At 45.9% G+C, this 13335-nt stretch carries 6 protein-coding genes; 5 read left to right on the top strand and 1 reads right to left on the bottom strand.

Translation table 11 applies throughout. The features are described from left to right. The first annotated feature begins 110 nt into the window (after positions 1-110). The 5 genes from cmoM (at position 111) to fdhF (ending at position 12167) form a co-directional block, all read left to right on the top strand. Positions 111-896, top strand: coding sequence for a tRNA uridine 5-oxyacetic acid(34) methyltransferase CmoM (cmoM, locus tag OCV36_RS05510; RefSeq protein ID WP_017076449.1), 786 nt, complete (start codon positions 111-113; stop codon positions 894-896). A gap of 125 nt (positions 897-1021) precedes the next feature. Continuing rightward, positions 1022-2359, top strand: a complete 1338-nt coding sequence (gene mukF / locus OCV36_RS05515; RefSeq protein ID WP_017076448.1) for a chromosome partition protein MukF — start codon at positions 1022-1024, stop codon at positions 2357-2359. Continuing rightward, a complete protein-coding gene (gene mukE / locus OCV36_RS05520) occupies positions 2340-3146 on the top strand; it encodes a chromosome partition protein MukE (protein WP_135454590.1) in 807 nt (268 codons plus the stop codon). The genes mukF and mukE overlap by 20 nt, the downstream gene beginning before the upstream one ends. Beyond that, on the top strand, positions 3143-7603 hold the full coding sequence (gene mukB, locus OCV36_RS05525) for a chromosome partition protein MukB (protein ID WP_135454592.1): 4461 nt from the start codon (positions 3143-3145) through the stop codon (positions 7601-7603). The genes mukE and mukB overlap by 4 nt, the downstream gene beginning before the upstream one ends. 334 nt (positions 7604-7937) lie before the next feature. After that, complete coding sequence (gene fdhF, locus OCV36_RS05530; RefSeq protein ID WP_135454594.1) at positions 7938-12167, top strand: formate dehydrogenase subunit alpha; 4230 nt, start codon at positions 7938-7940, stop codon at positions 12165-12167. A 174-nt stretch (positions 12168-12341) separates the two neighbouring features. Here fdhF and OCV36_RS05535 read toward each other — a convergent pair whose 3' ends face one another. Beyond that, positions 12342-13334 carry an alpha-L-glutamate ligase-like protein gene (locus OCV36_RS05535; RefSeq protein ID WP_017076444.1) on the bottom strand — a complete coding sequence of 331 codons (993 nt, stop codon included), beginning with the start codon at positions 13332-13334 and terminating at the stop codon, positions 12342-12344. Position 13335: the final 1 nt, after the last annotated feature.

Genomic DNA, 13335 nt, shown 5'->3' on the forward strand with positions numbered 1-13335 from the left:
AATAGTCCGAAAAAACATCACTTAGTAGTAAAAAGAGACATCGCCTCTTTATTCCTGAAATTCCTGTGACAGAATAGCAGGCACGATAGGACATAATAACTCAAGTAGCCGTGACTGAAGACCGTAATTTCGACGATATTGCCCACAAATTTGCAAAAAACATTTACGGCTCTGACAAAGGAGAGATCCGTCAGATCATCGTATGGGAAGATTTAGAACAAGCTTTGAGCAAATTTGAGCAATCAGCTTCGCCGCTGCATGTGCTTGATGCTGGAGGCGGCCTTGCGCAGATGTCGCAAAAAATTGCGTCGCTTGGGCATAACGTTTCTCTTTGCGACCTCTCTTCTGAAATGCTGAAGCTAGCAGAAGAAAGTATCAGCGAAGCGGGCTTGTTAGATCAGTATCGATTTATCCATTCTCCAGTGCAAAGCGTGGCAGAACATCTCGATGATAAAGTCGACTTTGTGATGTTTCATGCTGTGATGGAGTGGTTAGCGAATCCGAAAGAGGCGCTTGATTTATTACTAGAACAAGTAAAACCGGGTGGTATTGCCTCGATAATGTTTTATAACCATCACGGATTAGTCCTGAAAAATGTGATTTGTGGCAACATTCCTCATGTATTGAATGGGATGCCACATCGAAAACGGTTTAAGCTGCAACCACAAAAAGGCTTGAAGCCTGAAGAGGTTTATCAATGGATAGAAGACGCTGGTCTAGAAATCTGTGGTAAGTCAGGCATTCGCTCATTCAGTGACTACATAGGTAATATGGAGTACATGGGTGATTACCAATTTGAAGATGTATTGGAACTAGAAAAACAGCTATGTCGCCAAGAGCCATATCTGTCGCTAGGCCGTTATATTCACGTTTGGGCTCAAAAACCTGCGCAATAGCAGCAGTGAATGTGGTAAAAGAAGCCACAACATGCGCTATGCAATAGTAAGAAGCCCGCGTCATAAAGAAATAGGCGTCATATCTAATACGTTCGATATGACGAAGAACAGTAACAGGAACCACAATGAGTGAAATGACTCAAACTGCCGAAGAGCAGCCAATTGATGAGTTGGTGGGCTGGGTCAAGCAGCATGATTTTTCATTAAACTTGCCACCAGAGCGCTTAGCATTTTTGATTGCTATCGCAGTGTTAAGCAATGAAAGGTTCGATGAAGAGTTGGGCGAAGGTGAATTGCACGATGCATTTACCATCGTCACTCGACTGTTTGAAGATACGGGCGAAGCGTCTGCGTTTCGTGCGAATAACGCTATCAATGAACTGGTTAAACAGAAGCTCATTAGCCGCTTTACGAGTGAAATCACCGATGGTGCTAGCATTTATCGCTTATCACCATTGGCGATTGGCATCTCTGATTATTACTTACGTCACCGTCAGTTCTCTAAATTAAAATTGTCTATCCAGCTTTCTATGGTTGCGGACGAGATGGCAAAAGCCATTGAAGCAGCACAGAAAGGCGGAACGCCAGGACATTGGAGAAAGAACGTTTACGGCGTGCTTAAATACTCTGTTGGTGAAATTTTCGACCAGATTGATCTTAACCAACGTGTTATGGATGAGCAGCAACAAACCGTTAAACAGCAAATTGCCGACCTGCTAAACAAGGATTGGCGAGAGGCGATCAACAACTGTGAAGCTTTGCTATCAGAAACCTCTGCCACGCTAAAAGAATTGCAAGACACCTTGCAAGCGGCAGGTGATGAGCTGCAAACACAGATCCTCGATATTCAAGAAATTGTTTACGGTGACGATGAACTCGAGTTCGTTGGTGAAACCTTGTTTGGCTTGCAAATGAAGCTCGACCGAATCACCAGTTGGGGTCAGCAAGCGATCGATTTATGGATTGGCTATGACCGTCACGTGCATAAGTTTATCCGTACCGCGATTGATATGGATAAAAACCGTGCCTTTAGTCAACGTTTGCGTCAGTCGGTTACTGACTACTTTGATGCGCCTTGGCTATTGACTTATGCTGATGCGGAAAAACTCACGGACCTTCGTGATGAAGCCCTTGTGCTTCGTGATGATGAGGTGATGGGACAAGCGCCAATCGACGTTGAGTACGAAGAATTTGAACAAGTGAATGATCTGCTTTCCGAACGAATTGCAGAGATGTTAAAAGCTCACAAACAGCAAGGTGCGCCAATTGATCTTGGTCTTGTGCTACGCGATTACCTCGCAGCACACCCTCGCACACACCATTTTGATTTAGCCAGAATTGTTGTCGACCAAGCCGTGCGCTTAGGTTATTCAGCGTCTGACTATCAGGCTATTCAGCCGGATTGGCAGGCAATCAACGATTTCGGTGCAAAGGTACAAGCAAATGTCATTAACAAGTACTGATGATTACATGCCAGAGAAACTGGTAAAAGCGATAGCGAACCCGTTGTTCCCTGCGCTAGACAGCATGCTCCGTTCAGGTAAGCATGTTTCAACAGAAGACCTAGACAACCATGCGTTGCTTTCTGATTTTGAAGTTGAACTACAGCATTTTTACCAACGCTACAACACGGAACTGGTGAAAGCGCCTGAAGGTTTCTTCTATCTGCGCCCGCGTTCTACGTCTCTGATTGGCCGCAGCGTTTTGTCTGAGCTAGATATGCTTGTTGGCAAGGTATTGTGTTTCTTGTACCTAAGCCCAGAACGCTTAGCACATGAAGGTATCTTCACGAATCAAGAGTTGTTTGAAGAGCTAATGGCGCTAGCTGATGAGAAAAAACTCATGAAGCTGGCAACCAACCGTGCTTCTGGCTCTGACTTAGATAAAGAAAAGCTATTTGATAAAGTGCGTACTTCTCTACGTCGCCTACGCCGTATCGGCATGCTGATCGCGATTGGTGAGACGGGTAAATTCCGTATCAGTGAAGCGGTATTCCGCTTTGGTGCTGACGTTCGTATTGGCGACGATATGAAAGAAGCGCAATTACGTCTTATCCGTGATGGTGAAGCTGTGGTTCATACCCAAGAACCTAACCAAGGCAGCTTGTTGAATGAAGAACAAGCAGAAGCGGTATCAGAACTAGAAGTAGATGTAGACGAAAACGGTCAACAAGACATTTTTAACGATCAAGCTGACTTTGACTTAGAGTCGAACGATGGCGAACAAACAAAAGTAGAAGGTGAAGCATGATTGAAAGAGGCAAGTATCAATCATTAACCATGATCAATTGGAACGGCTTCTTTGCTCGCACTTTTGATATTGATGGATTGGTTACAACGCTTTCTGGCGGTAACGGTGCAGGTAAGTCGACCACAATGGCGGCATTCATCACAGCATTAATCCCTGACCAAGGCCTTCTGCATTTCCGTAATACAACGGAAGCGGGTAGCTCGCAGTCATCACGCGATAAAGGCCTTTACGGTAAGCTTCAACCTGGCGCATGTTATGCCGCGTTAGATGTTGTGAACTCTCGTAACCAACGCCTACTGTTTGCGGTAAAACTGCAGCAAGTTGCCGGTCGTGACAAGAAAGTAGACATCAAACCGTTTGTTATCCAAGGCCTCCCAAGTCATGTGAAACCAACAGATGTATTGATTCAAAACGTTTCAGACAGCCATGCTCGTGTATGTCAGTTGAACGATGTAAAAGCTGCGGTAGCTCAATACGAGGGTGCTCACTTTAAAGCATTTTCTTCAATCGTTGATTACCACTCGCAAATGTTTGAGTACGGTGTGTTACCGAAGAAACTGCGTAACAGCAGCGATCGTTCTAAATTTTACCGTCTCATCGAAGCATCATTGTACGGTGGTATCTCAAGTGCAATTACGCGTTCTCTGCGTGATTACCTTCTACCGCAAAATGGCGGTGTGAAGAAAGCGTTCCAAGATATGGAATCAGCATTGCGCGAAAACCGTCTGACGTTAGAAGCGATCAAAACGACTCAGTCGGATCGTGACTTGTTTAAACACTTGATCACGGAATCGACCAATTACGTGGCAGCAGACTACATGCGCCATGCGAACGATCGTCGTAATAAGCTTGATCAAACCATGAAGTTCCGTGGTGAACTGTTTGGTTCTCGCGAAACCTTGCTTGATCAAAATAACTTGTTGAACCGTGTTCAAGAAGAACTCGAACTGCTGGTGGATCAAGAGTCAGCACTAGAGCAAGACTACCAAGCGGCTTCGGATCATCTTCAATTGGTTCAAACGGCACTTCGTCAGCAAGAAAAAATTGCTCGCTACAGCGAAGATTTAGAAGAGCTTAATGAGCGTCTCGAAGAGCAGATGATGGTAGTTGAAGAAGCTCAAGAACGAGTACTTCTTGCTGAAGAGCAGGCAACCATTACTGAAGAAGAAGTGGATAGCCTGAAAACCCAGCTTGCTGACTACCAACAAGCATTGGACGTTCAGCAAACTCGAGCATTGCAATACCAGCAAGCGGTTCAAGCTCTAGAGAAAACTAAGCAGCTTCTAGGTGACGAATCTATCACAGCAGAAAGCGCATTAACTTTGGTTTCTGAGCTAAAAGCACAAGAAGAATCAAGCACTCAAACGCTATTATCGACTAAGCACAAATTAGATATGTCTTCTGCTGCTTCTGCACAGTTCGACAAAGCGCTATCTCTTGTTAAGAGCATTGTTGGTGACGTTGGGCGCAAAGACGCGTCTAACAGCGCTAAGCAAGCTTTAGAAAAAGGCCGTAATGCAAAACATGTTGTTGAAAACGAACAACAGTGGCGTGCTCAGCACCGCGATATGGCGCGTGATGTGGCACAGCAGCGTCAAGCAAAAGAACTGGCGACCGAATACCAAAAGCAACACAGTATCTTACTTACCGACGAAGCGGTTTTTGATGAAGAGCGTGAGCGCCATGCTATGCAAATCGAATCTCTTGAGTACGCTCAGGAAGAGCTTCGTGAAACTAAGAGTGACCAGCGTCGTGTGCAACAAAACCACGATCAAGAGATTCAGAAACTCGAGTCTATTGCTCCTGCGTGGATCAATGCCAACGATGCGCTTGAAGCACTAAGAGATCAAACTGAAGCTGAGCTAGAAGATAGCCAAGCGGTTATGACTCAAATGCAACAAGTGCTCGAAGGCGAAAAGTCTCAATCAGTAGCAAAAGATCAGTTAGCAACTCGCCGTGCTGAACTTGAGCAAGAGATTGAACGCTTGGCTTCTCCGGGCGGTTCTAACGATCCTCGACTGAAAGGCCTTGCGGACACCCTTGGTGGTGTGCTGCTTTCTGAGATCTACGATGACATCACGATTGGTGATGCGCCTTACTTCAGTGCGATGTACGGTCCAGCTCGTCACGCGATCGTAGTTTCTGATCTTGATGGCATCAAAGAGAAGCTCATCGATCTTGATGATTGTCCTGAAGACCTTTACATCCTAGAAGGTGATGTCGATGCGTTTGATGACAGCTCATTCAATGCCGATGAGTTAGAAGGCGCGGTATGTGTTCAGCTGAACGATCGCCAAATGCGTTACTCTCGCTTCCCTGTGATCCCTCTGTTTGGTCGTGCGGCTCGTGAGCAACGTTTAGAAAAATTACGCGAAGAGCGTGATGTTGTTGTGGAAAACCATGCCAAAGCAGCGTTTGATGCACAAAAACTGAATCGCCTATACCAAGCATTCAACAGCTTTGTAGCCAAGCACCTGCACGTTGCGTTTAACGCTGACCCTGAACAGGTACTAGTATCTATTCGTGACAAGCGTAACCAGATTGTACGTTCTTTAGCTGAATTAAACTCTAAAGAGCAACAGCAACGTAGTCAGCTACAACAGAGTAAACAAGCGTTGGGTGCGCTAGACAAATTAGCACCAATGGTTCGTATTTTGGAAGACGAAACATTGGCTGAACGCCTCGCTGAATTAGAAATACAACTTGAACGTTTAAGTGAAGCGAAGTCTTACTTGAACGCTCACGGAAAAGCACTTATTTCGTTAGAGCAGATCGTTTCTGCACTAGACGCTGACCCAGAACAGTTCGAGGCACTAGAAGCGCAATACCAACAAGCTGATCAAGCTCTACAAAGCTTGAAAGGTAAAGTGTTTGCTCTGTCTGACTTAATTGAACGTCGTCACTACTTTGCTTACGCGGATTCTGTTGATCTTCTAAACAAGAGCAGCGAGCTGAGCGAGCAATTGAAAGCTAAGTTGGTTCAAGCGGAGCAAGCAAGAACAAAAGGCCGTGATGGCTTGAAGCAAGCTCGTGAACAGATGAACCAATACAACCAAGTATTGGCAGCACTGAAGAGCGCGCACCAAGCGAAACAAGAAACGGTTCAAGAGTTCAAGCAAGAGCTACAAGAGTTTGGCGTTAATGCTGATGAAGGCGCTGAAGAACGTGCTGTACGTCGTCGTGATGACCTTCATGAGCGCTTGCACACGTCTCGTAGCCGTAAGAGCGAATACGAGCGTACGATTACATCAACTGAACTTGAGATGAAAGCACTGGCTAAGCGCCTTAAGAAAGTTCAGAAAGAGTACACAGAGCTTCGCACTTTCGTTGTCGCAGCAAAAGCAGGCTGGTGTTCAGTACTTCGTTTAGCTCGTGAGAATGACGTTGAACGTCGTTTGCACAAGCGTGAATTGGCTTACCTAACGGCGGGCGAGCTTCGCTCAATGTCAGATAAGTCATTGGGTGCGCTACGTTTAGCTGTCGCTGACAATGACGACCTACGTGATTCGCTGCGTCTCTCTGAAGACAACGCGCATCCAGAACGTAAGGTTTTGTTCTACATTGCGGTTTACCAACACCTTCGCGAGCGTATTCGTCAGGATATTATTCGTACGGATGATCCGGTTGAAGCTATCGAAGAGATGGAAGTTGAACTGGCTCGTCTAACAGAAGAATTGACGCAGCGTGAAAACCGCTTAGCGATCAGCTCTGAATCGGTAGCAAGTATCATCAAGAAAACGATTCAGCGTGAGCAGAACCGTATTCGTATGCTGAACCAAGGTTTGTCGAACATCTACTTTGGTCAGGTTAAAGGCGTGCGTCTGAACGTTAAGATCCGTGAAAGTCACGAGATCTTGCTATCAGGTCTAGCGACTCAACAAGAGCAGCACAAAGACTTGTTTGAATCGACGCGTTTTACTTTCTCTGAAGCGATGGCGAAACTGTTCCAACGCGTGAATCCACATATCGATATGGGCCAACGTTCTCCACAAGTTCTGGGAGAAGAGTTACTGGATTACCGTAACTACCTAGAGCTAAGTGTTGAAGTTAACCGTGGTTCAGATGGTTGGTTACAAGCGGAATCGGGTGCGCTGTCTACGGGTGAGGCGATCGGTACGGGTCAGTCAATCCTATTGATGGTTATTCAAAGTTGGGAAGAGGAATCTCGTCGACTACGCAGCAAAGACATCGTTCCATGTCGTTTGTTGTTCCTTGATGAAGCAGCACGTCTGGATTCTAAGTCTATCTCTACGCTGTTTGAACTGTGTGACCGTCTAGGCATGCAACTTCTGATTGCAGCGCCAGAGAACATTAGCCCAGAAAAAGGCACAACCTACAAGCTAGTACGTAAGGTCTTTAAAGACCACGAACACGTACACGTTGTTGGCCTAAGAGGCTTTGCTCAAAACAAACCAGCATCACCGGTGCAAGAGCTTATCGAAGAAACTGAGCAATAGCTTTGATAGCCGAGTTATAACCTTGATAGCTAAGCTATAAGCTCGAAAGCGACTCAATGATATTTGTTCAAAGCCCCTAATCATTAGGGGCTTTTTTGTACCTTGAATCTAATTTCTACAACTGAGCACCTTCCGCCTAATCCTCTCGTCGACACTGATATGACCACTCATACCTTATGGTTATTATCAACGGAACTTGTTTGAGGTCACACGCACAAAACCACAAATAATGTATGGTAATGACATAGGTTTAATAATATTAATAATATTGTATTACTTAAATTTTAATTGTTGATAACTCGCGATGTGCGAAAGGTAAAGGTAGGACTTAGGTATGATTCAAATCCTTATTGATGGGAAATATCGAATTGTCGAACAAGGGCAAACTGTTCTTGAGGCGGCAAAAATATGTGGTTTGGAGATCCCATCTTTATGTGGTTTGAACAAAACAGCGGATAAAGTACCGTGTGATTTGTGTGTTGTTGAGGTAGATGGCGTTGGTGTGACACGTTCTTGCGAACTAGAAGTGTCTAATGGATTGGAGATTACGACTCAGTCAAAGCAACTGACCGCTCATCGACAAGAAGCACTAAATCGTATCATGACAGACCACTACGCTGACTGTGAGGCGCCATGCCAAACGGCTTGTCCTGCTGGCGTTGATATCCAGTCTTACCTCCATCATATCGCTCAAAATGATCACATTAAAGCGATTGAGGTGATCAAAAAGACATTACCAATGCCACTTTCAATTGGTCGAGTATGTCCTGCTTTTTGTGAAACCGAATGTCGTCGTAATTTAGTCGATGAATCGATCGCGATCCGTCAACTCAAACGACACGCTGCCGATGCGGATCTAGCCGCTCAAGAAAGCTATATGCCTGCTAAGAAGCCGAGTAAAGGTAAGAGTATAGCGATTGTGGGTAGTGGCCCCGGTGGACTTACAACCGGTTATTATCTGTCTAATGAAGGTTATGACGTCAGTGTTTATGAGTCGATGCCCAAAGCGGGTGGCTGGCTACGTTATGGTATCCCTGAATATCGTTTACCTAAGTCGATTCTAGACAAAGAAATTGAACTGATGTGTCGCAACGGAATGGCGGTTGAGTGTGATAAAAAGCTCGGTGTCGATTTTACACTGTCTGATTTAAGTAACGATTTTGATGCGGTTTGTTTAGCGGTTGGTGCATCTCAAGCCGTTGAAATGAATTATCCGGGCAGTGAGCTTGGTGGCTGCTATTTAGGTGTGGATTACCTGAAAGATTACGTGACCGATCAGCAGTTCATTACCGGTAAAAAAGTAGCGGTGATCGGTGGCGGTAACACTGCGATTGACTGTGCGAGAACGGCAGTGCGAGATGGCGCTGATACCACGCTGGTCTATCGTCGTACACGCGATGAGATGCCTGCGGAAGATTACGAAATCGAAGAAGCCGAACACGAAGGCGTAAAGTTCCACTTCTTGACCAATCCGGCGGAGAATATTGCAGATGAAAACGGTCACGTATCGGAGATAAGATTAGAACGAATGGCTTTGGGACCGGCTGATGCTTCAGGTCGTCGTAGCCCTAAACCAACTGGCGAGTTCTTTGTTGAAGCGTTTGATACGGTCATCGCTGCCGTGTCGCAAAAGCCTGATCTGAGCTTTATGGATAATGAAGCTATTGATATCCCGCTGACACGCTGGAATACCGCTGATGCTGATCCGCAAACCATGCACACGGGTACTGGTAATATCTTCAGTATTGGTGATTTCCGACGTGGCCCTGCAACGGCAGTGGAAGCCGTGGGGGATGGGCGTATTGCAGCGCAAGCGATCGATCGCTTTTTCCATGGTGACATGGATAACATTCCGGCCAAACCGTTTAACTCAAGAAAGCATAAGCAATTAAAAGCCGTTGACCCTGAGCAATTCAAATCAATACAGCGCATGGCGCGCAAAATTATGCCAGAGTTGACCCCAGAGCAACGAGAGCAAAGCTTCGAAGAAGTAGAAACAGGCTTTGATAATGCGGATGCGATAGCGGAAGCTACAAGGTGTTTAGAGTGTGGCTGCCAAGCGAATACAGACTGCGACCTACGAGATTACTCGACCGAATACAAAGCAACGCAAACGCATCCAGAGTACAAAATCGATGTAGCTTCTAATGACAGTTGGCAAGCGATTCGCGCAGAAGAAACTAAGGTCGGCTTAACAAGGCAAAAATTCGCGGTCGATGACAGCTCTGAATTTATTATCTTTGATGCCAACCGCTGTATCAGTTGCGGGCAGTGTATCCAAGCGTGTCGCGAACAGAATGTTCATGGAGTTCTAAGCTTCATGAATCAGTCAAATGGCAAGCCAGCATCAAGGCCTGAGTGTCGCCCTAATTTTGGAGCAGACAAGACACTAATGGGTGATTCTAACTGTGTTCAATGTGGTTCGTGTGTTCAAGTGTGTCCAACGGGCGCAATGGTGGATGCTCGAGATAGAAAGCAAGGCGATACAGATGCCTTGAAGAAAGTCGATACGATTTGTACCTACTGCGGTGTGGGTTGTAAGCTCACGATGCACGTCGATGAAAAGCAGAATAAAATCCGCTACATCGAAGGTGCAAACTCTCCGGTTAATGAAGGCATGCTTTGCGTTAAGGGCCGGTTCGGTTTTGATTTTGTTGGCAGTGATGCGCGCCTAACGACACCACTAATACGCAAAGATGGTTGGTTGCAACCGGCAAGTTGGGATGACGCGATTACGCTCATTGCTGATAAGTTCACCGCGATTAAGCAAGGTTTTGGTAGCAATGCCTTGGCGGGTTTCTCGTCGGCAAAAACGACGAACGAAGATAACTATGCGTTCCAAAAGTTCATACGTCGCGAACTTGGAACCAATAACGTCGATCACTGTGCTCGTCTTTGTCATGCTTCAACGGTGACTGGCTTAGAGGCTTCACTGGGTAGTGGGGCGATGACCAATGATATTCCGAGTATTAAGCACTCAGATGTAATTTTCATCATTGGTTCAGACACCACATCGGCGCACCCTATTATTGGCTCGCACATCAAGCAAGCGGTGAGGCATGGTGGAGCACGATTGATCGTTGCTGATCCAAAACGAATTGATATTGCTGATCATGCCGAACTTTACTTAGCACACCGCCCGGGTACTGATGTGATGCTGATCAATGGCGTCATGCAACAGATCATCAAACACGGTTGGTATGACCAAGATTACATCGATGAACGAGTTGATGGCTTTGATACCTTGTTACAAGAGGTCATGTCGCCAAGTTATTCACTCGAAAAAGTCGAACTGGTTACCGGTGTGAAAGCCGATGATATCTTCGCTATGGCTCGCTTGATCGGTACTGCTGAACGCACCGCGGTGTATTACTCTATGGGTATCACGCAGCACACCACAGGGCATGACAATGTTCGCTCTATTGCTAATCTTCAATTACTGTGTGGCAACATTGGTATTGAAGGTGGTGGCATTAACCCGCTGCGTGGACAATCTAATGTACAGGGCGCGTGTGACATGGGTGCCTTACCAAACAACCTACCTGGCTATCAAAAAGTTTATAATCCGATGGTGCGTCAGAAGTTTGCGATGGAGTGGGGCGTTTCAGATTTACCCGCTGAAGCGGGCTTAACGTTGACCGAGATAATTGATGGCGCATGCCATCGTGACGTACGTGGTTTGTACGTAATGGGTGAAAACCCTGTACTCAGCGATCCGAACCAAGCTCACGTAATTGAAGGGCTTGAAGCCTTAGACTTTCTTGTGGTTCAAGATATCTTCTTAACAGAAACCGCTCAGTATGCCGATGTGGTTCTGCCGTCTTGTTCGTTTGCTGAAAAATCGGGCCATTTTACCAATACTGAGCGTCGAGTTCAGCGTATTAACCCAGCCGTATTACCTCCAGGTGAGGCCAAAGAAGACTGGGTGATCATTCAATTGCTAGCCAACGCAATGGGAGGGAACTGGGAATATAGCACTGTTGCTGATATAACCAATGAGATCGCAAGAGTGACTCCTCAATACGGTGGTTTACGTTGGGAGAACATTACGGTCAACGGCGTTCAATGGCCAAGTAATAAAAACAATCCTGACGGTACTCGTATTATGCACCAGACTCAGTTCACTCGCGGACGTGGTCAGATGGAAGCGATTCCGTTTAGATATGCGGCTGAGCTTCCAGATGCAGAATACCCGTTAGTACTAACAACTGGGCGTGTTTTGGAGCAGTTTCATACTGGGACCATGACTCGTAAAACTAAAGGGCTCGATAACTTAGCGGGTCCTCGCGCGATGTTGAGCGTTCATGATGCAGAAGAGCTAGGCATTTCGAACGGTCAAATGCTTAAGGTATCGACCCGACGTGGTGAGATTGAGATTGCTGCATTTGTCACTAAGCGGATGCAAAAGGGCGTGGTGTTTATTCCATTCCATTTTGTTGAGTCTCCGGTCAACCGTTTAACGACCACAGCGACTGATCCTCACGCTAAGATCCCAGAGTTTAAGGTGGCAGCAGTGCGTATTGATCTAATCCGTGAACCGGAAATCGCAGAAACGGAGGCTTAATCTACACTGTTTAACTTAATAGACTTAAGCCTCACTACTTTAACCTAACGACTTTAGACAGAGCCCCTTGGCCTGATTCGTTAGCTTAAAAGGATTAACGACAGAGATTAAAAAGCCGCGTAACTCTCAGAGTTATGCGGCTTTTTTGTTGTGCTAGGTATGGTTTGGAATATTCTAGTCAATCATTTTGTGAGTAGACAATTCATTACCGTGAACACCAAATTGTTTTGCAGCGTATGCAACACGTTCTGCTGGCTTTGGATATTCAGCGGGTGTGCCTAGATTTTCAATATGATGCAAGCGAGGCAATAAACCAGCGCCGTTTGCAATCTGTATTGCCAATCCAGGGCGAGCATTGAGTTCCAGTACCATAGGGCCTTCTTCTTGGTCTAAAACCATGTCAGTACCCATGTAACCAAGACCTGTCATTTCCCAAGCACTTGATGCAAGAGTCAGTAGTTTCTCCCAATGTGGCACTTGAAGTGACGCCAACTCTTTCCCCGTATCTGGGTGATGAGTGACTGGTTGGTCAAACTGAACCGCACGAACGGCTTTCCCGGTCGCGATGCAAATACCGACCCCGACAGCACCTTGGTGCAAGTTCGCCTTGCCGTCAGAAGCTGAAGTGGATAGGCGCATCATTGCCATCACAGGGTAGCCTTTAAATACGATAATTCGTACATCTGGCACGCCTTCGTAACTGAAGCCTTCGAAACACTCATCAAATTTAATGAGGTTTTCAACCACGGCTACGTCGTTCTTACCGCCTAGTGAGAAAAGACCGGCCAGAGCGTTACTGATGTGACGCTCTACGTCTTCTTCATTAATGGTAGAACCCGATGGCTTGGTATAAACACCATCTTTGTGAGAGATGACAACAAGGATGCCTTTACCACCACTACCTTGAGCCGGCTTGATTACAAAACCGGGCCACTCTTTAACCATTTTGTGGATTGTTCTTACTTCAGCTTGGTGACCAATAACGCCAATCAATGTAGGTACAGTTGCACCCGCTTGTTCAGCAATAATCTTAGTCTTAAGCTTGTCATCAACGAGTGGATACTTGGAACGATCATTGTAGCGACCAATATAACTATGGTTACGCTTGTTCATTCCCATTATGCCTTTGTCTTTCAACTTAAACGGTGAAGTAAATTGATCAAACATA

Source organism: Vibrio echinoideorum, assembly GCF_024347455.1.
Lineage (GTDB): Bacteria > Pseudomonadota > Gammaproteobacteria > Enterobacterales > Vibrionaceae > Vibrio > Vibrio echinoideorum.